The sequence below is a fragment of the Zoogloea sp. GDB6 genome, from assembly GCF_056724105.1.
In genome coordinates this window covers 3,212,481-3,234,909 of sequence record NZ_CM161497.1, presented here as the reverse complement: position 1 = coordinate 3,234,909, position 22,429 = coordinate 3,212,481, and the positions used below count along the sequence as shown (strand labels likewise).

The window sequence follows — 22,429 nt, the reverse complement described above, 5'->3', positions numbered from 1 at the left end:
GCGATACGTATTCTCTACACCACGATGTACAACGCAACCAGCTGATTCCTTTAGTGTTTCGATGATCAGGGCGTTTGGGGCGGGCTAAGTTCACACTGCGTCCCACTGCATCACGCTCTATCACACTGCTGCACAAATCGCCGTTTCTGAGCGCGAGAATTTACATTGTAAGTCTTTGTAATAGGCCCCGCGGGGCCTATTCGCTGCCACCCTTAGCCCAGCTTCCGGGCCAATTCCTCCGCGTCTGGGTGGAAGTAGCGTTTCAACATTTGCAAGCTCTTGTGCCCAGTCACTGCGGACAGCTCGGCCAGGTTCGGCAGTTTCTGGGCCAGCCGGGTTGTGGCCGTGTGCCGCAGATCATGGAAGTGAAGTTCCTCGATGCCCGCCCGCGCGCATGCGTCCTTAAATCTTGCGTGCAGGTTCGCCACCTCGATTTGGAACACCCGCCCGTTGATGGATCGGGGCAGGGCCCGCAGCACCTCCACGGCACGGGTTGAGAGCGGGACAATCCGCCGGGTGCCGTTCTTCGTGTCGGGCAGCAGGGCCGTGCGCCGTTCCAAGCTCACGTTTCGCCACTCCAATGCAAGCAGTTCGCCTTTCCGCATGGCCGTTTCGAGCGCAATGACGATGATCGGCTGCACCCAAGGGTTACGGCGGTTGATGGGGGCTGCGGCTTCGAGCAGGGCCTGTTCTTCGGCAGCACTCAGCACACGTTCCCGGCCTTGCGGTACGCGGGGCTTGCGGACTGCTTGCACCACGGCGGGAATGGGATAGCCCCACTCCCGCCGTGCGTGGTTGAGGATCGAAGAGAGTGCCGCCAGATCCCTGATAACGGTCGAGGCGCAGACCGATTGGAGCCGGTCGTCACGGTACTGGGCAACGGCCTTGGATGTGAGGTTCGCCAGCGCGTATTTGGCGATCCGGTGCCGGGCGAGGGCCTTCAAGCGGATAGCCTCGTCTCTCGCGCCCTTGTGGGTCGGAGTGACTTCCTCGGCGTAACGCGCAATTACCTCGCCCAGGGTCGTGCGCTCAGCCTCAATGCGGCACTGGTGCGTGCCCTTGTCGATCTCTGTTTCTATGGCCCGTGCCCAGGCTTCCGCCTCCTGTTTCGTGCGGAAGCTCTTTACCTCGGGCGGGAACCCCTGGCGCGTAACTCGGGCTTGCCAACGCTCGCCCCGTGGTCTGATTGAAGCCATCGTTCATCCCCATTTGGACAAACGTTGGACAGAAGTTGATTTGAACCCCTGGCAGTGCTCAAAGCCGTGTCGGCTTAGTGAAAGCTGCTCCGATTTTGGCTGGGTTGAATCTCCAGCAAGATCAGAAGCTTAGTCTTCCGCCTTCCAGTGCCCGGACTTGCCGCCTTCCTTTTCGAGCAGGCGGATGCCTTCCATCGTCATGCCCTTGTCCACGGCCTTGCACATGTCGTAAATGGTGAGCAGTCCGACCTGGACGGCGGTGAGGGCTTCCATTTCGACACCGGTACGGCCGACGGTTTCGGCAGTGACGGTGCAGCGGATGGTGTCCTCGCCTTCAGGCACGAAATCGGCGGCGACGCGGGTCAGCGGAATCGGGTGGCACAGGGGGATCAGGTCTGCGGTCCGCTTGGCGCCCTGGATGGCGGCGATGCGCGCGATGCCGATCACGTCGCCCTTCTTGTTGTCGCCAGCAAGGATCCTGGCCAGGGTGGCGGGCTGCATCACGATGCGCCCTTCGGCGCGGGCAACCCGGCGGGTTTCGGACTTGGCAGAGACATCCACCATGTGGGCCTGGCCGTGGGCGTCGAAATGGGTGAAGGCGTCGCTCATGGGGCGGGGAACTGGTTGCAGGGGTCGCGTATCATAGCACCGTGAAAAATCGACTGATCGCCGCCCTGTTGTGCGTGGCCATGATGCCGCGCGGCTTTGCCCAGAACCTGCCGGAGCTCGGCGACAGTTCCGCGAGCGATCTTTCTCCGGTCGCGGAACAGCGCATCGGCGCGCAGATCATGCGCGAGATCCGCTGGCGCGATCCGGCCTACCTGCAGGATGCCGAGATCGAGGACTATCTGAACAATCTCGGTGACCGGTTGGTGGCTGCAGGGGCTGGGGCGGGGCTTCCCTTCGAGTTCTTCGGCGTTAACGACCCTTCGCTCAACGCGTTCGCGATGCCGGGCGGCAAGATCGGCGTGCATACCGGGCTGATCGTCGCGGCGCAGAGCGAGTCTGAGCTGGCCGGCGTGCTGTCCCACGAAATCGCCCACGTCACCCAGCACCATATTGCGCGCATGGTCGGCAAGCAGAGCCAGACCGGTATCCTGATGCTGGCATCCCTGCTGGTGGCGGTGCTGGCCGCCAAGTCCAATTCGCAGGTCAGCCAGGCGGCGATCATGGCCGGCCAGGCGGCGGGCATCAGCAATCAGCTCGCCTACTCGCGGGACTTCGAAAGCGAGGCTGACCGGCTCGGCGTGCAGAACCTGGGCGCGGCGGGTTTCGACGTGCGCGGCATGTCGAGTTTCTTCGAACGCCTGCAGAAGAACAGTCGGCTCTACGAGAACAGCGCTCCGGCGTATCTGCGCACCCACCCGCTGACCTCCGACCGGATCAACGAGATGGAGGGGCGGGTGATGCAGATGCCGTATCGCCAGGTGCCGGACTCCCTCGATTTCCAGTTGGTGCGGGCCAAGCTGAAGATCGGCAAGCAGGTGCGCCGCGAGCAGATCGAGGAGCTGGAGCGGGCAGCGCGCAGCGCGTCCCTGTCGGCACCGACGCAATATGAGCTGACGCGAGCCTACCTGGCAGCCAAGCGGCTGGCGGATGCGGACAGGGCCATGGCTGAACTGCGCAAGCGTCACGTGGTGTCGCCGATGATTGACGGCCTGGAGGCGGATCTACGCCTTGCTCATGGAGATCCGGCCGGGGCGGCAAAGATCTTTCGTGAGGCGCGTGCGCGCTTCCCCCAGTCCCTGCGTCTGCTTTATGGGGAGCTGGGGGCGCTGGCCGATGGCGGGAAATACGCAGAGGCCCTTGATCTGGTCAAGGCCGAGGTGCAGACACGGCCGGGAAATGCCGCCTTGTGGGAGTTGCGGGCCCGTGCCGAGTCGGGCTTAGGCAGGCGTCTCGCTCAGCATCGTTCGCTGGGCGAGGTCTACGCGATCCAGGGCAACTATGCGGCGGCGGCCGAGCAGCTCACGCTGGCACAAGGCGCAGCCGATGGTGATTTCTTCGAGCACTCGGCGGTGGACTCCCGTCTACGTGAGGTGCGGGCGCTGCTGGCGGAACAGATGAAAGAGAAGCGTGAACAGCGTTGATTGACGACGTTCAGATCATCTGGCCGTAACGGGTGTACAGGGCCCATACCAGGTCGGCAAAGGCGCGTTGATTGAAGCGTGGCCGTCCGCTGACCGCCAGTACCAGCCGTGTACGCCCTACATGCATGGGCCAGAAGCTGAGGCCACTGACGCCCGCTGCGTCCACGTTTCCCCAGCCGTCGAGAAGATGGGCCCCAAGTTGCGCCAGTGGAGCCGCCTGCCGTTCGGCGACCGACAGGATGTCGGCCCCGACAGCAGCCAGCGCATCGCCGATGTCGGCCGCGTAGCCGGTAACTGCCAGGCAGAAGCCCTGGTGATCGGCAAGCAAGGCCTGGCCACTGTCGCTGAGTACCGCCAGATACTGGGGCAGGGTGGTTCCCAATGCGCCGGTCGGTGCGCTCCGGGGGGATGGCCAGGCTTCGAGGCTGGCGTCGTTCTGTAGGGACAGGAGGGTTTCCAGGGCTATTTCCGGTGATGCTTCCCCGCTCCACATGGTAGCCGTCTCCAAGTCCAGCAGCGGGCTTTCCACCTTCTGCAGGATGCTGCGCAGGATTCGCCGCCGGGGACAGCCGTCGTCGGTACGGGCAACGGCCTGCCAGGCACCGTAGGGCGTGACGGCGAGATGGTAGCCGGGGACGATTTCAAGCATCGCTCAGTCCAGGATTGAGGGTGAAGAGAAGTGCCTTCACCAGCATTGCCACGTCATCGCGGCTACGGGCGTCGACGCGGAAGACTGCGGGCACAGGGGTGTGCCCGAGTTCGGCCAGGCGGGCCCGATACGCATCCAGATCCGGAGCTGGTGCGCGATCCATGTGCGTGACGCCAATGGTGACGGCAGTGCCGGCGATGAAGTTTGAGAAGGCGCCCAGGTAGTTCTCCAGGTCGGTCAGAGGTTCAGGCTGGGCGTTGTTGATCAGCAGGATCAGGCCGATCCCGCCGTTACTGAGAATCTCCCACATGAAGCTGAAGCGTTCCTGGCCCGGTGTGCCGTAGAGCATGACCTTCTCTCCGCCGGGCAGGTTGAGTACGCCGTAGTCCATGGCGACGGTGGTGGTTTTCTTCATGCCGGCGATCTCGTCGGTGGCCAGCGCTTCGGTGCTGACCGGCAAGATGTCGCTCAAGGCATTGATGGCTGTGCTTTTGCCGGCACCCACGGTGCCGGAGAAGATGATCTTATTGTGACGGACGCGTTCAGACAGCATTGAGAAGTTTCCTCAGAATGCGGGAAAGGATGGAGGGACGTTGGGGGGGAATGGGGGGCGCTACATCGTTGGCCGCTTGTTCAGGGGGCGAGATCGTCGCAACGGGCTCCGGCTGGAACAGTCCGGCAAAGCGAGCGGATGTGTAAACCGAGAAGACGTAGCGTTGCGGAATCCCGAGCCGTCTCGCGATCTCCACCGGACTGGCCCACTCGCGGGTCCATAGGGCGACGATCCGTAGTGCATGCGGTGCCGCCCAGGTCCGCGTGAAGTTGGGCCAAGCCCGCAGGCGCACGGGCCGATAGGGATCGACGCCGATCGGGAGGCGGCCGCGGGCAGCCCATGCCGCAATGTTCCACAGGAAGTCTTCGGCGGTATGGAGCGTGTCCGTGCTGCCGGAGCCGCTGAAGGTCAGGGCATTGACGACGCGTGCCGTAGCATCCGGCAGCTGGGCCATGGAGAAAGGTCGCAATTGCGTGTCGCGGAAGCTCGTGACGCAAACGGGCTGCGGCAAGGGGTGGACGCCGATCAGGCGGGGCAGGCCCGACACGACGTGGGGGCGGCCGGTCTTGATCGCTTCATCCAGCGCCCGGGCCAGATGTCCGACCAGGTATTGGGTGGGTTCGAAAAACAGCTTGGCGGGCAGGGGGGCGCGGGGCGAGGGCGGTATGTCGTCGAGTGAGCCGCATAGATCCGGCTCCTCGTCGCTGGCCCGTGGGCGGGGCTCGCTGCTCTCCGGGATCACCCTGTTGGCCAGGGCGACCTGCTGTGGAGGGCGTCCGAGCTGTGCAGCCTGGTTCAGTACACCGGGCAGTGCATCCAGATTGAGAGGCTTGCTGACGGTGAGATGGTTGGGAAAGCGGGTCTGCAGGCTCTCGGGACGGAACGCATAGCCGACGACACCGATCCCGGGGCGGCTGGCCAACTGCCTCAGAGCTTCGTCGACGCCGGGGCGGTCATGATCCACGAGGACGACGTCGGCTTCGTCGAGGGACTGTGCGAGGCGGATGCTCTGCTTCCAGTGCCGTTCGATGGAGAGTCCGATCAAGCGGTTATCCATGCTTCCGATGTGCAACAGGAAGACTGCGGTCGGGGCCGGGACGAGGACGGGCGAAGGGCGGCTCATGGCATTGGGTGGGGCAGGGATCCACAGAAAGGACTCAGGGGGTACGGGACATGCCGGCAGGGGAGGTGTGGGTTGGCGCAGGCCGGAGGAAGATCCGCTCTCCTTCCACCGGTCTGGCCAGTACAACACCGCGCAGGGCGAGCTCGGGATCGTGGCGATCGACGCCGCGGTGCAGGCGGGCGTGCAGGTAGATGTCCAGATTGTGCTGCTCCAGCGCCGCGTGATGCTGGCGGAGCATGCGAGTCCGCAGATCGAGTCCGCATGCTCCGAGGGCGATCCACAGGTCTACGACCGCTGCTGCGGTCTGGGCGGGATTGCCGAGCGCGTGCCAGACCGAGATCCGTTGCATGTGGGCATGGAGGTTTCCCGGGTGACGTCCGATCTCACCGGCCAGCAGCGTGGCCGTTGCCGGCGACCGCCAGACCGCCGCGATGTCCAGTGTTCGGACCGGGAGGCCGAAATCCGCCGGTGGTGCAGGTTCCTGCAGCCGCTCAGGGGCGTCGGGGATCGTGATGAAGATGTTCACTGGGTCAGAGTGGAAATGATGTCGATCATGAACTCGACGTCTTCCTGCTGGATGGGTTGCCAGCGGGTGGCGCCGAGTGCCGACAGCAGATCCTGCCCCTTTTCCGTTTCGTGCATGGACAGCAGGATGCGTACGAAATCGTCGGCCCGGGAATGCAGATCGCGGCCGATCAGGAAGACATGATGGATGACCTGGATGTCGCTGGTAACCAGGACCTTGAGTTCTCGTCTGACAATGGAGGACAGGCCCCGATAGGCGCCCACCGGCATGAAGCCCACATCGACCTGGCCGCGCAGGACGTCCTTGGCGACCTGGATGTAGGTGCTGCGTTGTTGCTCGAGGGTGTTGTCCGCGTTCAGATTGGCGGGTTCGAGCAGGATGCGGCCGATCGTATTGACGCACGGATCGTTGGCGCAGGCGATGCGGGTTCCGGGTTGAAGGTCACCGATGGCTTGAGCAGGGTGACTGAGCGCCGTGACGACAACCATTTCGTCGGGCGCGCCATCCGGCTGCGCGATGGCGCGAAAGCCCTTCTCCCTTACCAGCAGGGAGGCGTCGAAGGGGTTGGCATGAATCAGGTCCACCTGTCCCGCTTCGATCGCAGCCCGTTGCGCGTCGAAACCGTCATGGAGTTCCAGGTGGATGGGAATCGACAGAGAACGCTGCAACCAGGTGTTGAAGATATACCAGTCGGAAATGCGCTCGGCTGGGAAGCTGGGGCTGACGGTGAAGTTGAAGCTCATGACCGGATCCACTCCCTGTAAGTCGCTTCGGCCTGGGCTACTTTCTCACGGGAGGGTTCCCGCCGGACCGAGGTATAACCGACGATGCGTTCGTCCCGGACGTTGGGGACCACCGTGGCGAACACCCAGTAGTGGCCGCCATCCTTGCGAAGGTTCTTCACGTAACCGTGCCATTGGCGTCCGGCCTGCACCGTTTCCCACAGATCGCGGAAGGCCGCAGCAGGCATGTCTGGATGACGCAGCAGGCAGTGGGGCTGGCCGATCAGCTCGCTGCGCTCGTAGCCCGACATGTCCACGAAGGACTGGTTGCATTGGGTGATGATGCCGCGGGTGTCGGTACGTGAAACGATCAGCCGGCCCTGCGGGTAAGGCGTTTCCACATGAGTCACGAAAACCCGGCGGCGGCTGCCGTCGGCGTAGTCCAGGCGATGCTCGATGGCGCCGCCTGCGTTGGAGGGAGGAGGCATGTCGAGCATCGTGGGCTCCTTGTCAGCCGAGAATTCCGCCGATCGCGTCAGCCGCGCGGCGTACATCGAGAAATACCAGGCCCAGCTTGGCCGTGGGCTTGGCCATGACGGTAAGTACTGCATCGGTGCCTGCCTGAACCATCAGCACGTAGCCCTTGGCGCCCTTGATCAGAACCTGTTCGAGGTTGCCGCGGGCCAGTTCCCGGGCGGTGCGGTCCCCCAGGGACAGCATGGCGGCGCTCATCGCGCCGACCCGGTCTTCGTCCACGGTATTGGGCAGCAGGGCCGCCATCATCAGCCCGTCGGAGGAAATGATGGCTGAGGCCTCTATATCCGCTGAGCTTCCGTTCAGGTCATTGAGTACGGTTTGAAGCATGTCGGATCGCATTGGCATCACTTTCAAGGTCGATTTTCTGTAGAGATCTGCTTTAGCCGGTAAGGCGGAAAGCAGGCCCGGGAATCCCATTCGTTTAGGTGTTTTGATTTGTTTCTGAATGTCATTATTCCATATGTTTTGAGGGTGTATAAGAGTGTCGTCGGGGGATTGTCGATGTCCGGCTCGATAATGGGGCCTCGCGTTAGAATCGCGGTTTGATTGCCTCAGCGCGAGATGGAGCTAGATGATGGATTTCGATAAGGAAGTGGACGCCCGGGGGCTCAATTGCCCATTGCCGATCCTGCGGGCCAAGAAGGGCTTGGCCGAACTGCAGGCCGGGCAGGTGATGCGCGTACTGGCGACGGATCCGGGGTCGGTGAAGGACTTCGCGGCCTTTGCCCGTCAGACGGGCAATGATCTGATCGGTCAGCAGGAGCTGCCGGATGGCGCTTTCGAGTTCTTCCTGAGGCGGAAGTAACAGCGGATGGGCAAAAAAATGGCCACGCAAGCGTGGCCATTTTTTTGAGCGTGGCGCCCCGGAGGCGCCACGGTGTCAGACGCCGGTCAGCTTGGCCAGCTGGGGCTTCAGCTTGTCGACGGTGGCGGTGAAGTTGGCCAGGCGCTCCTTCTCCTGGGCCACGACTGCAGCCGGGGCCCGCGCGACGAAGCTCTCGTTGGACAGCTTGGCGTTGGCCTTGGCGATCTCGCCTTCCAGGCGGGCGATTTCCTTGGACACACGCTCACGTTCGGCGGCGATGTCGATCTCCACCTTGAGCATCAGGCGCTGCTCACCCACCACGGCAACCGGGGCGAGTTCCTCGCTGCCGATCTCATCCACCACCTGCACTTCCGACAGCTTGGCGAGGCCGGCGATGTAGGGGGCGAACTTGCTCAGGCGTTCGGCGTTGCCGGTGGCCACCAGCGGCAGGCGCTGGGCGGGGGAGATGTTCATCTCGCCACGCAGGTTGCGGCAAGCGTAGATCAGGCCCTTGAGTTCGGCCACATCGGCTTCGCTCTTCTCGTCGAGCTTGCCCACGTCGGCCTCGGGGTAGCGGGCCAGGCACAGGCTGTCGCTGTCCTTGCGGCCGGCCAGCGGGGCGACGGTCTGCCACAGCTCTTCGGTGACGAAGGGGATCAGCGGATGGGCCAGGCGCAGCACAGTCTCCAGTACGCGGATCAGCGTGCGGCGGGTGCCGCGCTGGGTGGCTTCGTCGCCGGTCTGGATCTGCACCTTGGCGAGCTCCAGGTACCAGTCGCAGTATTCGTCCCAGATGAACTCATAGACGGACTTGGAAACCTGGTCGAAGCGGTATTCGCCGAAATGGTTGGCGATCTCCTGCTCCAGGCGCTGCAGGCGGCTGACGATCCAGCGGTCCACGAAGGAGAACGCTAGCGGGGCACTGCCACCGCAGCTGGGGCCGTCCTGCTTATGCTCGAGGCCCAGGTCGTGGCCCTGGACGTTCATCAGCACGAAGCGGGTGGCGTTCCACAGCTTGTTGCAGAAGTTGCGATAGCCCTCGCACCGGCTCATGTCGAACTTGATGTCGCGGCCGGGGCTCGCCAGGCTGGCGAAGGTGAAGCGTAGTGCGTCGGTACCGAAAGCCGGGATGCCTTCCGGGAATTCCTTGCGGGTCTTCTTCTCGATGCTGGCGGCCTGCTTGGGGTTCATCAGGCCGGTAGTGCGCTTGGCGACCAGCGCATCGATGCCGATGCCGTCGATCAAGTCGATCGGGTCGAGCACGTTGCCCTTCGACTTGGACATTTTCTGGCCTTCGCCGTCGCGGATCAGGCCGTGCACGTACACGTGCTTGAACGGGATCTTGCCGGTGATGTGCTTGGTCATCATGACCATGCGCGCCACCCAGAAGAAGATGATGTCGAAGCCGGTGACCAGCACCGTGGACGGCAGGTAGAGGTCCAGCGCGTCGTTGGACCTGGCGGGCCACTCGGACGTCCAGTCGAGGGTCGAGAACGGCCACAGGGCGGACGAGTACCAGGTGTCGAGCACGTCCGGATCGCGGGTCAGCGGGCCGGGGTAGCCGGCCTTGTCGGCCAGCGCGCGAGCTTCTTCCTCGCTGTGGGCGACGAAGCACTCGCCATCGATGCCGTACCAGGCCGGAATCTGGTGGCCCCACCACAGCTGGCGGGAAATACACCAGTCCTGGATGTTGTTGAGCCACTGGTTGTAGGTATTGACCCAGTTGCCGGGGACGAATTCGATCTCGCCGGAGCTGACGACTTCCAGCGCCTTCTCGGTGATCGACTTGCCGTCTTCGCCCGGCTTGGACATGGCGACGAACCACTGGTCGGTGAGCATCGGCTCGATGACCACGCCGGTACGGTCGCCGCGCGGAACCTGCAGCTTGTGGGGCTTGGTGTCCACCAGCACGCCGGCGGTTTCCAGGTCGGCCACGATGGCCTTGCGGGCGTCGAAACGGTCGAGGCCCTGGTACTTGGCCGGGGCGTGCTCGTTGATCTTGGCGTCCAGCGTGAGGATGCTGATCTGGGCGAGCTTGTGGCGCTGGCCGACGGCGTAGTCGTTGAAGTCGTGAGCCGGGGTGACCTTGACCACGCCGGTGCCGAACTCGCGGTCCACGTAGTCGTCGGCGATGATCGGGATGTCGCGCTCGCACAGCGGCAGACGCACGGTCTTGCCGATCAGGTGGGCGTAGCGCTCGTCTTCCGGATGCACCATCACGGCCACGTCGCCGAGCATGGTTTCTGGGCGGGTGGTGGCGACGGTCAGCCCGGTCAGTTCGCCGATCTGGCCTTCGCTGAACGGGTAGTGGATGTGCCACATGAAGCCGTCTTCCTCTTCCTGGACCACTTCCAGGTCGGAGACGGCGGTGTGCAGCTTGGGATCCCAGTTGACCAGGCGCTTGCCACGGTAGATCAGACCTTCGTTGTAAAGGCGCACGAAGGTTTCGGTGACGACCTTGTTGAGGCCGGCATCCATCGTGAAGCGCTCACGGCTCCAGTCCGGGCTGGTGCCCAGGCGGCGCATCTGCTTGGTGATGGTGCCGCCGGAGTATTCCTTCCACTCCCAGACCTTCTCGAGAAACTTCTCGCGACCGAGGTCGTGGCGGGACACGCCCTGGGCGTCGAGCTGGCGTTCGACGACGATCTGCGTGGCGATGCCGGCGTGGTCGGTGCCCGGCTGCCACAGGGTGTTCCAGCCGCGCATGCGGTGGTAGCGCGTCAGCGCGTCCATGATGGTCTGGTTGAAGCCGTGACCCATGTGCAGGGTGCCGGTGACGTTGGGCGGCGGCAGCAGGATGCAGAAGGATTGTTCGGCAGGCTTGCTGCGATCGAGGCCGGCGGCGAAGTAGCCGCTGGCTTCCCAGTGTTCATACCAGCGGCGTTCAATTTCCGCCGGCTCGAAACTCTTGGCCAGTTCCATGGGGTCTGTCTTTAAGGCAAAACGCGGATTATAGCGGATGCGCCGGGCTCGACTGCCGGCGACCACCGATGGGAGACGGATCAGCCGAGTTGGGTGTCGTCGTCCAGCGTGTCGGCGATCTCGGCCGACAGGAGAGGGAGGAGCGTGGCGCGAAGATGGGCGGCGGCGGCTTCGCGCAGTCGTTCGGCGAGATCGTCCAGTTCGCGGGAGACCAGTTGAGGCAGCTCGTTGTTGACCCATTCCTCGATATGGCGGCTGATGGCCGTGTCGAGGGCGACGAGGCGTTCTGCGAGATGATCGGTGGCTTGTCCGACGGCCAGTCGCGATGCAGGCTCATCTTCGGGGGCGGGCGCCTCGTTGATCGGCTCCAGGATGATCGGGCTCGAACTCTCGCCTATGTAAGGCTCGATGCGTTCATCGACAACGTCGGTAAGAACGGGTAGATCGTCGCCTTCGTCCGGCTCGTCGAGCGACGCAACGAGCTCCTCGTCATCGAGGGAGATTTCAAATTCCGGCTTGGTTTGTGTCATTCGCCGCTCCGTTGGGCGAGATCGTGGGCACTGAGGGTGTATCCCCGCTCCTTGTAGCTGCGGTAACGGCGGCGGGCGGCCTGGCGTTCCGCCTCGCTGGGGCCGACGATCTCGAGCACCAGCTGGAAGCGGTCGAAGGTGGCAGGCAGTTCGTCCCCGAGATTGACCAGCACTTCATCGTGCGGCAGCACGTCCAGCGAGTTGCCGATGACGACCGGCGTTTCCGCAGCGAGCGGCGAGCCCGCCGCCACGTGGGGAACGAAGGCGAGGGGCTGGAAGCCCCACAGCATCTGGTCGAAGTGGCGGGCGACGCCGTTGTCTGGAGCGAAGACCGAGATCCTGTGCCCGCGGGCGTGGGCCTTGGTCGTCAGCACGCAGGCTACCCGCAGCCGGTCGGGGGCGTTGTGGTAGAAGCGGATCTCGTTCGTCACGCCGGGCTCGTGGGCCGGTTCAGCGGCCACCGGCACGGCCGATCAGGAACTCGGTCAGCAGCGGTACGGGGCGGCCGGTGGCGCCCTTATCTGCCCCGGACTTCCATGCGGTGCCGGCGATGTCCAGGTGCGCCCATTTGTAGGCCTTGGTGAAGCGCGACAGGAAGCAGGCCGCGGTAATGGTTCCAGCCCCCTTGCTGCCGATGTTGGGGATGTCGGCGAAGTTGCTCTTCAGCATGTCCTGGTACTCGTCCCACAGGGGGAGCTGCCAGGCCTTGTCGCCGGCAGCCTGGCCGGAGGCCAGCAGTTCGGCGGCGAGTTCGTCGTCGTTGGCGAGCAGGCCCGAGGTCGCGTTACCCAGCGCGATGATGCAGGCGCCCGTCAGCGTGGCGATATCCACCACAGCGGCCGGCTCGTAGCGCTCGGCATAGGTGAGTGCGTCGCACAGGATCAGGCGGCCTTCGGCGTCGGTGTTGAGGATCTCGATGGTCTGGCCGGACATGGAGGTGACGATGTCGCCAGGTTTGATGGCCGAGCCGCCAGGCATGTTCTCGGTGGTGGGGATCAGGCCGACCACGTTGATCGGCAGCTCCATGCGGGCGATGGCCTTGAAGGTGCCCAGCACGCTGGCAGCACCGCACATGTCGTACTTCATCTCGTCCATGCCCTCGCCGGGCTTGAGGGAGATGCCGCCGGTGTCGAAGGTGATGCCCTTGCCGACCAGCACGACCGGCTTGTCCTTGGCCTTGCCGCCCTTGTAGTTGAGGGTGATGAATTTTGGGGGTTCGTGGGAGCCGCGGGCGACCGACAGCAGGGAGCCCATGCCGAGCTTCTCCATGTCGGCACGCTCGAGCACCTCGACCTTGATCTTGTGGTCCTTGGCGAGCTTGCGGGCGGCGGTTGCCAGGTAGCCCGGGGTGCATACGTTGCCCGGCAGGTTGCCGAGGTTCTTGGCGAGGGCCATGCCTTCGGCCACGGCTTCGCCGCGCAGCAGGGCGGCCTGGAGCTCGTCGCCGGCCTTGCCACGGACGATGAAGGCGAGTTTCTTGACGCCCTTCTTCGATTCGTCCTTCTTGGACTTCAGTGTGTCGCTGCGATAGGTGCTGTCCAGCAGGATCTGCGCCGCCTGGCTGAGTCGCCACGGCAGGTCGCGCGGTGCATCGATGTCGGCCAGAAGGAAGGCTGCATCGTCGGTGGCGAGGCCACCCAGCTGTTTGGCGGCTGCGCTGACTGCGTCACGGTAGGCCTTGTCGGACAGTTCGGCTGCCTTGCCGAGGCTGACCAGCAGGACGCGCGGGGCGGCAATGCCAGGCAGGCTGTGGAGCAGGAGAGTGGCGCCGGCCTTGTCGTCCAGATCGCCGCGCGCAACGATGGCGGCTAGGGCACCGTCACTGGCCTTGTCGAGGGCTTGCGCACCTGCGCTGAGTTCTCCCCCCGCGTATACGCCCACTACCACGCAGCCGTTCTTGAGTTTTTCCGGCGATCCGGCCTTTATGGTAAATTCCACCCGCTTCTCCTTGGAAATACGCGTCAATCGGACATTGCGCCACATTATGGCCGCCACCCCGACCCACGTCAAAACGGCCCGCAGTCGCCGCTAATACTTTTCCCGCATGATTTTTCTTCGAGCTGCCCAGCGCGAATTCACGCAGAACGCCGTGGCGGTCTTCGTGGCGCTGTTCGCAATCCTGATTTCCACGGTCCTGATCCGTCTGCTGGGTCAGGCCGCCGGCGGCCGCGTGCCGGCCGATGCAGTGCTGGCTCTGATCGGCTTTGGCGCCATTGCGCAGATGCCGGTGGTGCTGTCTCTGACCGTGTTCATTGCCATCCTGATGTCCCTGTCCCGCTGTTATCGGGATTCCGAGATGGTCGTCTGGTTCTCCAGCGGTTTGCCGCTCACTGCCTGGGTGCGGCCAGTGCTGCGTTTCACCTTGCCAGTCGTGCTGCTGATTGCGTGTTTGTCCCTGTTCGTTGCACCCTGGGCGCAAAAGAAAAGCGTGGAGTACAAGGAACAGCTGAACAACCGGGACGACGTTTCCCGAGTGGCGCCAGGCTTGTTCCGTGAATCCTCTGGCGGCGAACGGGTCTTCTTCGTCGAGGCGCTGTCCGGTGAGGAGGGGCGGGTCCGCAACGTCTTTGCCAGCAGTATGCAGCACGGGCGGCTTGGCGTTATGGTGGCCGCCCAGGGGCATGTGGAGAACGATGCCTCCGGCAATCGCTTCGTCGTGCTTGAGCATGGGCGGCGCTACGAGGGGACTCCGGGAACGCCGAGCTATCGGGTGATGGAGTTTGAGACGTACTCCATCCGGATGGAGTCCAAGGAAGCCAATACGGCCGAGCGACAGCCGAAGACGCTTGCATTGCCCGCCTTGTTGAAGAATCCCGACGCCCGAAACCAGGGTGAACTGCTTGCGCGGATCAGCACTCCGTTGCTGGCGACGATGCTGGCCCTGCTAGCCATCCCCTTGTCGTTTGTGAACCCGCGTGCCGGGCGTACCAACAACTTGGTGCTGGCGATCCTGGTCTACCTGATCTATAGCAACACCCTCAGCGTCTGCCAGGCCTGGGTCGGCCAGGGGCGGCTGCGTTTCGACGTGGGCTTGTGGGCGCCGCACCTGATCATGCTGGTCGCGTTGGGGGCTTTGTTTTATCGACGTCTCAGCGTTTTTGCGCGCTGGCGGAAACGCTGATGATCCCCGTTTATATCCGTTATCTCAGCCGCGAGATCTACGCGGCGGTTGCGCTGGTGTTGCTGGCCTTTCTCGGCTTGTTCGCTTTTTTCGATCTGGTGAACGAACTGGACGATATCGGCAAGGGGGGCTACATGCTCCATCACGCGGCGATCTACGTCGCGATGATCATGCCGGGGCGGGTGTATGAACTGATGCCCATCGCGGTGCTGATCGGGACGCTGTATGCGCTGACCACCCTGGCGCGTCATTCCGAAATCACGGTGCTGCGTGCGTCGGGCTTGTCGACCCGGCGCCTGTTGTCGGGTCTGCTGGCGATCGGAAGTGTTTTCGTAGCCTTGACCTTCGTCTTTGGAGAATACTTGGCGCCGCCGGCGGAGCGGGCGGCGCAGCAATGGAGGCTGGCTGCAACGCGCTCGATGGTGTCCCAGGAATTGCGTACGGGGCTCTGGGTCCGCGATGGCCGGCGTTTCGTCAACGTCAGTAGCGTGCTGCCGGATACCAGTCTGCAGGGCATCCGCATTTATGAGTTCGACGAGCGCGCAGTTCTGGTGTCGATCAGCGAAGCGGAGTCGGGCGCATACGACGGTAATAATGGTTGGCGTTTGCGCAAGGTGGCCCAAACGCGCTTCTCCAATAGCGGGACATCAACGGTTGAACTGCCGGAAATGGTCTGGAATTCCGAGCTGACGCCAGAGGTCTTGTCGGTGCTGATGGTGGTCCCGGAGCGTATGTCCGTGTCCACGCTGTACTCTTACATCCATCATCTGCGGGAAAATAATCAGAAAACCACTCGCTACGAGATCGCCTTGTGGAAGAAGCTGGCGTACCCGTTTGCCGCATTTGTCATGATGGGATTGGCGCTGCCCTTTGGCTACATGCAGACGCGGGCGGGCGGAGTTAGCTTGAAGGTGTTCTCCGGGATCATGCTGGGCGTGGGCTTCCACCTGCTCAACGGTCTGTTCTCCAACCTCGGTGTGATCAACGGCTGGGTGCCGGCCGTGGCCGCACTGACGCCCAGCATCTCCTTCTTCCTGGCGGCGGCCTTCATGATGTGGTGGGTTGAACGCCGCTGAGGTCGATGCTTCAGTTCTTTGGGCTGTTGAGCAGCAGCACGATGCGGGTGCCGGCCAGCCGGTCATGCAGGAACTGACGTTCCTTGTCGAGCAGAGCCCACACAATTCCGATTCCAAACAGCAGCACGGAAGGCCAGGCCAGCGCGTAGCGGATGCACCCCTGGCGTAGGGAAATCTGCTCGCCCTCGGCGTTTACGATGCGCAGTTTCCAGGTCTGCATCGCCAGCGTCTGTCCGCCAGTTCGCCAGTACCACAGGAAATAGACGCCCAGGACAAGGAAGACATAAACCCAAAGCACACTGCCGGGCGGTGTGTAGTTCAAGGCAGCGCCCACAATCAGCAGTGGGATCATGAAGGTGAGGGCCAGTACGCCGAGCAGCAGCAGGATCTCGTAAAGCATGCTTGCCAGACGGCGGCGCAGACCGGCGAGTTCGACGGCCTGCCGGGCCGGCGTGGGGCTGCCGGCGGCAGGGATGTGTTGGGGCATGGCTCGCCTAAGGCTTGGTGGGGGAGGTCTGGGGCGGGGCCGCTTCCGTGGTGGCAGCAACCGCAGCTGGAGCGGAGGATTGCAGCCCGGTGGTGCTACCGGCCTGTGCCGACGCCGCTGCGGGTTGTTCGGCAGCGGGCGGTGCAAGCTTGATCTTCGGGTAGCTAGGCCTCGGCGGTGGTGGGGCTGTCAGTGGCTTGATGGGCGGTGCGCCAATCTTGGGAATGGTCGGTTTGGCGGGCTGCTTGGCGGCGGCTTCGGTGAAGCGCTTCTTCTCGTCGCTCGGCAGTTCCTGGTAAGCGTTCCACTTTTCCCTGAGGGTCTCCCGCTTTTCGGGGGCGATGCGCTGGAGATTGCGGTATTGATCCCGGGCAATCATCCGTTGCTCCGGGGTCAGAGAAATCCACGTCTGCATGCGATGCTGCAGGCGTTCCTGCTCCTCCGGCGTATAGCCCGGAAAACGGTCGGCGATGCCAACCCACTTCCGGCGTCGCTCGTCGGGCAGATCGCGCCATTCCTTGGCCAGCGGGGCAAGGGTGCGTTGTTGCGCCGGCGTCAGATCACTCCATGCCGGGGCGTTGATCGGTGGTGCGGGCCGGGCGGAAACCGACCAGCCCAGCATGAGCGCAAGGCTCACTCGGTAGAGTCGTTTTGAACCCATGCGTCGAATCCGCGGTCGAGGTAGGCGTCGATCGGGAGGTCATCGGCGAGCAGGGCGCTATCGACTTCCTCCAGATCGGCGGTATGTTGGAACTGTCCGAGCAGGACGCTGCCGAGCGCAGCCGCGATGACCAGAACCATCGCGATGGTGGTCTTGCCCCGCGGCAGTACATGCTCGGTGAGCATTTGGCCAAATCCAGCCAGACTCAGTCCGCGCACGGCAATTTTCTGGCGGCTCAAGGCCTTCTGGCGCGCCTCGTGCAGTCGTGAAGACGCACTCGACGGAATGTTCCACGCCGATGCGTTCAAGTGTTGCCGGACCCGGCGCTGAAATTCCTGCTCGTTCATAGTGTGATGCCCTTTGCTGCAAGGGCCGCGGCCAATGTGTGCGTCGCCCGGGAGCAGTGTGTCTTCACGCTTCCCTCGGAGCACCCCATTGCCGCAGCCGTTTCGGCGATATCCATCTCTTCCCAGTAACGCATGAGGAAGGCTTCGCGTTGACGGGCGGGTAGCTTTTCGATTTCCTTTTCTATGGCCGACAAGGTCTGGTGTTGTTCTAGCTGGGCTTGGGGGGATTCGCTCTTGTGCTCGCTGTCAGCCGATTCGAGCGTTTCCAGAGGGTCGTAGTCTTCCTCGTCCGAGTTTGGCGAAAAGGCGGATAGCAGCGTCGTCCACATGCTGCGCACCTTCTGGCGGCGAAAATGGTCGCGGATCACGTTCTGCAGGATGCGCTGGAAGAGCATCGGCAGTTCTTCCAGCGGCTTGTCGCCGTATTTCTCGGCTAGCTTGAGCATTGCGTCCTGCACGATGTCGAGGGCCGACTCCTCGTTGCGGACCGCGAACAGGGCCTGCTTGAAGGCCCTTTTTTCGACGCTGGCGAGGAAGTCCGATAGTTCAAGACGGGAAGGCAGGGGAGGGATCCTCAACTGGAGCGTGGCACCCCTCTTTTTTCGAGGGCGGGGGCGGGCCAATTAAAACGATGCGCCCGGCATCCGGATTGCAATGCCGCCAGCGGCGCCTTGACCAATCGCCTGGGCGGCGGTAAGGTTCAACGTTTCACATTGCCGAAACAGCTTCGGGTGCAGCGATGGTAATTACCGGTGCGGAAATTGTAATCAGGAGTCTCCAGGAAGAAAAGGTCGATTATCTCTTCGGCTATCCGGGCGGCGCGGTACTTTACATCTACGACGAGCTGTTCAAGCAGGACAAGGTTCGCCACGTGCTCGTGCGTCACGAGCAGGCCGCCATCCATGCGGCTGACGGCTATGCGCGTTCCACCGAGAAGGTCGGCGTGGCGCTGGTGACCTCCGGTCCTGGCGCAACCAATGCGGTGACCGGCATTGCCACCGCCTACTGCGACTCGATTCCGATGGTCATCATTTCCGGTCAGGTGCCGTCTTCGGCTATCGGCCAGGACGCCTTTCAGGAAGTGGACACGGTTGGCATCACCCGTCCCTGTGTGAAGCACAATTTCCTCGTGCGCGATGTGCGTGATATCGCGCCGACTATCAAGAAGGCTTTCTTTCTCGCCAAGAGCGGGCGTCCCGGTCCGGTGCTGGTCGATATTCCGAAGGACATCACTGCGCAGAAGTGCGAGTTCGAATACCCGCAGACGGTGGCGATGCGCTCCTACAGCCCGGTCGTCAAGGGGCATCACGGCCAGATCAAGAAGGCGTTGCAACTCCTGCTCGAGGCCAAGCGTCCGATGGTCTACGCTGGTGGCGGCGTGGTGCTCGGCGACGCCGCCGACAAGCTCACTTCGCTGGTGCGCAAGCTGGGCTTCCCCTGTACCAACACTCTCATGGGGCTCGGCGCCTATCCGGCCACCGATCGTCAGTTCGTCGGCATGCTGGGCATGCACGGTAACTACGAAGCCAACATGGGGATGCACTACTGTGATGTGCTGCTCGCCGTTGGCGCCCGCTTCGATGACCGTGTGATCGGTAGCCCGGCACATTTCGCGTCGGAGCCGCGCAAGATCATCCATATCGACATCGATCCTTCGTCCATTTCCAAGCGCGTGAAGGTGGATGTGCCCATCGTCGGCGACGTGGGTGAAGTTCTCGGTGAGTTGCTGGCGCTGCTCGACAGTACCTCCGCGCGCCCCGATCAGGAGGCCCTCGGCGACTGGTGGAAGCAGGTCGAGGAGTGGCGCCGCCGCGACTGCCTGAAGTTCAATCAGGGTACCGACGTCATCAAGCCGCAGTACGTGGTGCAGAAGCTCTGGGAAGTGACTGGCGGCGACGCCTTTGTGACTTCCGACGTGGGGCAGCACCAGATGTGGGCGGCCCAGTACTACAAGTTCGACAAGCCGCGTCGCTGGGTGAATTCCGGTGGTCTGGGCACGATGGGCTTCGGCTTGCCTGCTGCAATGGGCGTTCAGCTGGCACATCCCGGCTCGCCGGTGGCCTGTATCACCGGCGAGGGTTCGGTGCAGATGAACATCCAGGAACTGTCCACCTGCAAACAGTTCCGCCTGCCGATCAAGGTCATTCTGCTCAACAACGGCTATCTCGGCATGGTGCGCCAGTGGCAGGAGCTGTTCCACGGCAACCGCTACTCGGAGTCTTACATGGATGCCTTGCCCGACTTTGCCAAGCTCGCCGAGGCCTATGGCCACGTGGCGCTGCGCGTGCAGAAGCCGGGTGACGTGGAGGATGCGCTGCGAGAGGCGTTCAAGCGCAAGAACGATCTGGTCTTCCTGGACTTCCAGGTCGATCCGACCGAGAACGTGTATCCCATGGTTCAGGGGGGCAAGGGCCTGACCGACATGATCCTGTCCGCCGAGGATCTCTGATTCGCCGGGGGTGTGCCGTGGATGATCTGCCGCGGCTCGCTCCCGAATCGTTACCGACGCTCGACGCCCATTGGCTGCGCGGGTTGATGGTCAGCAAGCAGAAAACACATATGAGACACGTCATCTCCCTTCTCATCGAGAATGAATCCGGCGCGCTGTCGCGCGTCTCCGGGCTGTTTTCCGCCCGTGGCTACAATATCGAATCCTTGACGGTGGCGCCGACCGAAGACGCCTCCCTGTCACGCATGACGATCGTGACGTCCGGTTCGGACGACATCGTCGAACAGATCACCAAGCAGCTCAACAAGCTGGTTGAAGTGGTGAAAGTGGTCGATCTCTCCGAGTCGGCCCACATCGAGCGCGAACTGATGCTCGTCAAAGTGCGTGCGACCGGCAAGGATCGCGAGGAAATGAAGCGCATGGCGGACATCTTCCGCGGGCGCATCATCGACGTGACCGATACCAGTTACATCATCGAGCTGACTGGCACCCAGGCCAAGCTCGATTCCTTTGTCGGCGCCATCGACGCCGGCCTCATTCTCGAAACCGTGCGCTCCGGCATCTGCGGCGTCGGCCGTGGTGATCGGGTATTGAAAGTGTGATGCGGGGGTGGCGCGGGCCGCACGGCCGGCGCTTCCCTGCAATTTGCTCCTCTTGTATCAGAAAGGCATGAAATGAAGGTTTATTACGATAAGGATGCGGATCTCTCCCTGATCAAGGGCAAGCAGGTCACGATCGTTGGTTACGGTTCCCAGGGCCATGCCCACGCCCAGAATCTGCGCGACTCCGGCGTCAATGTGACGGTCGGCCTGCGCAAGAGCGGCGCTTCCTGGGCCAAGGCCGAAGGCGCTGGCCTGAAGGTTGCCGAAGTGGCCGAGGCCGTTCGCGCTGCCGACGTGGTCATGATCCTGCTGCCGGACGAGAACATCCCCGAGGTCTACAAGAACGACATCGAGCCGAACATCAAGCAGGGCGGCGTGCTGGCCTTTGCCCATGGCTTCAACGTGCATTACAACCAAGTCGTGCCCCGTGCCGATCTGGACGTGATCATGGTCGCCCCGAAGGGCCCCGGCCACACCGTCCGCTCCGAATACCTGAAGGGTGGCGGTGTGCCGTCCCTGATCGCCGTTTACCAGGACAAGTCCGGTAAGGCCCGTGACATCGCCCTGTCCTACGCTGCTGCCAACGGCGGCACCAAGGGTGGCGTGATCGAAACCAACTTCCGTGAAGAAACCGAAACCGACCTGTTCGGCGAGCAAGCTGTGCTCTGTGGTGGTGCGGTTGAGCTGGTCAAGATGGGTTTCGAGACCCTGGTCGAAGCCGGCTATGCTCCGGAAATGGCCTACTTCGAGTGCCTGCACGAGCTGAAGCTGATCGTCGACCTTATGTACGAAGGCGGCATCGCCAACATGAACTACTCCATCTCCAACAACGCGGAGTATGGCGAGTACGTGACCGGCCCCGAAGTCATCAACGAAGAGTCCCGCTACGCCATGCGCGAAGCCCTCAAGCGCATCCAGACCGGTGAATACGCCAAGATGTTCATCCTGGAAGGCAAGACCAATTACCCGGCCATGACCGCCCGTCGTCGTCTCAACGCCGTGCACCCGATCGAAACCGTCGGTGCCCAGCTGCGTGACATGATGCCGTGGATCAAGGCCAACAAGCTGGTCGATCAGTCCAAGAACTAAGCGGACTGACAGGTAGCAAGATCGGGGGACGCAAGTCCCCCGAGTCGTTTATGGGCCTGTCGCATCCACCTGCGTTACAATCGCAACCGACTCCACATATCGTCCCCTCCATGGCCGATCTGCAATCCCGTAAGCCCCTGCTCAACCCGGAACGGCGTCGCAGGGGAATCTATATTCTCCCCAACCTTTTCACGACTGCAGCGCTCTTCGCCGGCTTCTATGCCATCGTGCAGGCGATGAACGGCCTGTTCGAGCAGGCGGCAGTTGCGATCTTCATCGCGATGGTGCTCGACGGGCTCGATGGGCGAGTGGCCCGCCTGACCCGTACCCAGAGTGCTTTCGGCGCCGAGTACGATTCCTTGTCCGACATGGTGTCCTTTGGGGCCGCGCCGGCGCTGATCGTGTACGAATGGGCGCTGAAAGGCATGGGCAAGCTCGGCTGGATGGCGGCCTTCATCTATTGTGCGGGCGCGGCCTTGCGGCTGGCGCGCTTCAACACCAACATCGACGTCATCGACAAACGCTATTTCCAGGGGCTGCCCAGCCCAGCAGCGGCAGCGCTGGTGAGTGGTCTGGTGTGGGTGATGCTCGACAATGGCATTGCCGGGCCGGATGTGCGCTGGTATGCCTGCGTACTGACGATCTTTGCCGGCATCTCGATGGTCAGCAACGTGCTGTTCTACAGCGGCAAGGAAATCAACCTGCGCCGCAGCGTGCCCTTTATCGTCATCATCGCGTTTGTGCTGGGCTTTCTGCTGGTGTCCAGCTATCCGCCGGGGGTCCTCTTCGGTCTGTTCCTGTGCTACGCAGTTTCCGGCTATGTGACGAGTGCCTGGGCCTGGCTCAAGGGAACACGGCGTAGCGCCGAGAAGCTGTCCGACGAGAGCACTCCCGCCGAGAACGCGGATTCCTGAATCGTGCCGACGCGGCCCTGGCGGAGCACC

The 22,429-nt window shown here is 63.0% G+C and carries 25 protein-coding genes; 8 read left to right on the top strand and 17 right to left on the bottom strand.

All coding sequences use genetic code 11. From position 1 onward, the window contains the following. Positions 1–212: 212 nt before the first annotated feature. Together AC1PQG_RS14645 and moaC are read right to left on the bottom strand one after the other, a co-directional pair. The gene (locus AC1PQG_RS14645) at positions 213–1,196 is read right to left on the bottom strand and encodes a tyrosine-type recombinase/integrase (RefSeq protein ID WP_481118571.1); all 984 of its coding nucleotides are present in this window, start codon (positions 1,194–1,196) and stop codon (positions 213–215) included. A gap of 129 nt (positions 1,197–1,325) precedes the next feature. After that, on the bottom strand, positions 1,326–1,805 hold the full coding sequence (gene moaC / locus AC1PQG_RS14640) for a cyclic pyranopterin monophosphate synthase MoaC (RefSeq protein ID WP_481118570.1): 480 nt from the start codon (positions 1,803–1,805) through the stop codon (positions 1,326–1,328). A 41-nt stretch (positions 1,806–1,846) separates the two neighbouring features. Here moaC and AC1PQG_RS14635 point away from each other — a divergent pair, with 41 nt between their 5' ends. After that, complete coding sequence (locus AC1PQG_RS14635; RefSeq protein WP_481118569.1) at positions 1,847–3,286, top strand: M48 family metallopeptidase; 1,440 nt, start codon at positions 1,847–1,849, stop codon at positions 3,284–3,286. Positions 3,287–3,296: 10 nt separating this feature from the next. Here the strand turns inward: AC1PQG_RS14635 and AC1PQG_RS14630 are convergent, their stop codons facing one another. The 7 genes from AC1PQG_RS14630 to AC1PQG_RS14600 form a co-directional block, all read right to left on the bottom strand. After that, a complete protein-coding gene (locus tag AC1PQG_RS14630; RefSeq protein WP_481118568.1) occupies positions 3,297–3,935 on the bottom strand; it encodes a hypothetical protein in 639 nt (212 codons plus the stop codon). Then, positions 3,928–4,488, bottom strand: coding sequence for a GTP-binding protein (locus AC1PQG_RS14625; protein ID WP_481118567.1), 561 nt, complete (start codon positions 4,486–4,488; stop codon positions 3,928–3,930). Before AC1PQG_RS14625 ends, AC1PQG_RS14630 begins: the two co-directional genes overlap by 8 nt. Continuing rightward, positions 4,478–5,545 (bottom strand): hypothetical protein, encoded by a 1,068-nt coding sequence (locus AC1PQG_RS14620; protein WP_481118566.1) that lies wholly within the window; start codon positions 5,543–5,545, stop codon positions 4,478–4,480. Before AC1PQG_RS14620 ends, AC1PQG_RS14625 begins: the two co-directional genes overlap by 11 nt. A gap of 100 nt (positions 5,546–5,645) precedes the next feature. After that, on the bottom strand, positions 5,646–6,137 hold the full coding sequence (locus AC1PQG_RS14615) for a hypothetical protein (protein WP_481118565.1): 492 nt from the start codon (positions 6,135–6,137) through the stop codon (positions 5,646–5,648). Then, entirely contained in the window at positions 6,134–6,880 is a 747-nt protein-coding gene (locus AC1PQG_RS14610; RefSeq protein ID WP_481118564.1) for a phosphate/phosphite/phosphonate ABC transporter substrate-binding protein, read from the bottom strand. Before AC1PQG_RS14610 ends, AC1PQG_RS14615 begins: the two co-directional genes overlap by 4 nt. After that, complete coding sequence (locus tag AC1PQG_RS14605) at positions 6,877–7,356, bottom strand: PAS domain-containing protein (protein ID WP_481118563.1); 480 nt, start codon at positions 7,354–7,356, stop codon at positions 6,877–6,879. Before AC1PQG_RS14605 ends, AC1PQG_RS14610 begins: the two co-directional genes overlap by 4 nt. Before the next feature lie 13 nt (positions 7,357–7,369). Next, positions 7,370–7,723 (bottom strand): roadblock/LC7 domain-containing protein, encoded by a 354-nt coding sequence (locus AC1PQG_RS14600; protein WP_481113684.1) that lies wholly within the window; start codon positions 7,721–7,723, stop codon positions 7,370–7,372. 247 nt (positions 7,724–7,970) lie between these two features. On the opposite strand from AC1PQG_RS14600, the gene AC1PQG_RS14595 reads away from it, so the two are divergent. Beyond that, on the top strand, positions 7,971–8,201 hold the full coding sequence (locus AC1PQG_RS14595; protein ID WP_481118562.1) for a sulfurtransferase TusA family protein: 231 nt from the start codon (positions 7,971–7,973) through the stop codon (positions 8,199–8,201). Between the two features lie 75 nt (positions 8,202–8,276). Here AC1PQG_RS14595 and AC1PQG_RS14590 read toward each other — a convergent pair whose 3' ends face one another. The 4 genes from AC1PQG_RS14590 to AC1PQG_RS14575 form a co-directional block, all read right to left on the bottom strand. Next, positions 8,277–11,123: a valine--tRNA ligase gene (locus AC1PQG_RS14590; RefSeq protein ID WP_481118561.1), complete on the bottom strand. Its 2,847-nt coding sequence runs from the start codon at positions 11,121–11,123 to the stop codon at positions 8,277–8,279. 80 nt (positions 11,124–11,203) lie between these two features. Beyond that, positions 11,204–11,653 carry a hypothetical protein gene (locus AC1PQG_RS14585; protein WP_481118560.1) on the bottom strand — a complete coding sequence of 150 codons (450 nt, stop codon included), beginning with the start codon at positions 11,651–11,653 and terminating at the stop codon, positions 11,204–11,206. Beyond that, positions 11,650–12,084 carry a DNA polymerase III subunit chi gene (locus AC1PQG_RS14580; RefSeq protein WP_481118559.1) on the bottom strand — a complete coding sequence of 145 codons (435 nt, stop codon included), beginning with the start codon at positions 12,082–12,084 and terminating at the stop codon, positions 11,650–11,652. The genes AC1PQG_RS14585 and AC1PQG_RS14580 overlap by 4 nt, the downstream gene beginning before the upstream one ends. 19 nt (positions 12,085–12,103) lie before the next feature. After that, the gene (locus AC1PQG_RS14575) at positions 12,104–13,591 is read right to left on the bottom strand and encodes a leucyl aminopeptidase (RefSeq protein WP_481118558.1); all 1,488 of its coding nucleotides are present in this window, start codon (positions 13,589–13,591) and stop codon (positions 12,104–12,106) included. Positions 13,592–13,697: 106 nt separating this feature from the next. Here AC1PQG_RS14575 and lptF point away from each other — a divergent pair, with 106 nt between their 5' ends. Further along, positions 13,698–14,774 carry an LPS export ABC transporter permease LptF gene (gene lptF / locus AC1PQG_RS14570; protein ID WP_481118557.1) on the top strand — a complete coding sequence of 359 codons (1,077 nt, stop codon included), beginning with the start codon at positions 13,698–13,700 and terminating at the stop codon, positions 14,772–14,774. Further along, on the top strand, positions 14,774–15,850 hold the full coding sequence (lptG, locus tag AC1PQG_RS14565) for an LPS export ABC transporter permease LptG (RefSeq protein WP_481118556.1): 1,077 nt from the start codon (positions 14,774–14,776) through the stop codon (positions 15,848–15,850). The genes lptF and lptG overlap by 1 nt, the downstream gene beginning before the upstream one ends. Before the next feature lie 10 nt (positions 15,851–15,860). Here lptG and AC1PQG_RS14560 read toward each other — a convergent pair whose 3' ends face one another. From AC1PQG_RS14560 to AC1PQG_RS14545, 4 genes are read right to left on the bottom strand one after another with little or no spacing between them, the layout of a single operon-like run. Continuing rightward, positions 15,861–16,337 (bottom strand): RDD family protein, encoded by a 477-nt coding sequence (locus tag AC1PQG_RS14560; protein WP_481118555.1) that lies wholly within the window; start codon positions 16,335–16,337, stop codon positions 15,861–15,863. Positions 16,338–16,344: 7 nt separating this feature from the next. After that, positions 16,345–16,998 carry a DUF3106 domain-containing protein gene (locus AC1PQG_RS14555; RefSeq protein ID WP_481118554.1) on the bottom strand — a complete coding sequence of 218 codons (654 nt, stop codon included), beginning with the start codon at positions 16,996–16,998 and terminating at the stop codon, positions 16,345–16,347. Continuing rightward, the gene (locus AC1PQG_RS14550) at positions 16,971–17,345 is read right to left on the bottom strand and encodes a DUF3619 family protein (RefSeq protein ID WP_481118553.1); all 375 of its coding nucleotides are present in this window, start codon (positions 17,343–17,345) and stop codon (positions 16,971–16,973) included. Before AC1PQG_RS14550 ends, AC1PQG_RS14555 begins: the two co-directional genes overlap by 28 nt. After that, positions 17,342–17,968, bottom strand: a complete 627-nt coding sequence (locus tag AC1PQG_RS14545) for an RNA polymerase sigma factor (RefSeq protein ID WP_481118552.1) — start codon at positions 17,966–17,968, stop codon at positions 17,342–17,344. The genes AC1PQG_RS14550 and AC1PQG_RS14545 overlap by 4 nt, the downstream gene beginning before the upstream one ends. 89 nt (positions 17,969–18,057) lie before the next feature. On the opposite strand from AC1PQG_RS14545, the gene AC1PQG_RS14540 reads away from it, so the two are divergent. From AC1PQG_RS14540 to pssA, 4 genes are all read left to right on the top strand, one after another. Then, a complete protein-coding gene (locus AC1PQG_RS14540; RefSeq protein WP_481123011.1) occupies positions 18,058–19,794 on the top strand; it encodes an acetolactate synthase 3 catalytic subunit in 1,737 nt (578 codons plus the stop codon). A gap of 110 nt (positions 19,795–19,904) precedes the next feature. Further along, positions 19,905–20,396: an acetolactate synthase small subunit gene (gene ilvN, locus AC1PQG_RS14535; protein WP_481113695.1), complete on the top strand. Its 492-nt coding sequence runs from the start codon at positions 19,905–19,907 to the stop codon at positions 20,394–20,396. 72 nt (positions 20,397–20,468) lie between these two features. Further along, positions 20,469–21,485 (top strand): ketol-acid reductoisomerase, encoded by a 1,017-nt coding sequence (ilvC, locus tag AC1PQG_RS14530; protein ID WP_481118551.1) that lies wholly within the window; start codon positions 20,469–20,471, stop codon positions 21,483–21,485. A 110-nt stretch (positions 21,486–21,595) separates the two neighbouring features. After that, entirely contained in the window at positions 21,596–22,399 is an 804-nt protein-coding gene (gene pssA, locus AC1PQG_RS14525) for a CDP-diacylglycerol--serine O-phosphatidyltransferase (protein ID WP_481118550.1), read from the top strand. The last annotated feature ends 30 nt before the right edge of the window (positions 22,400–22,429 follow it).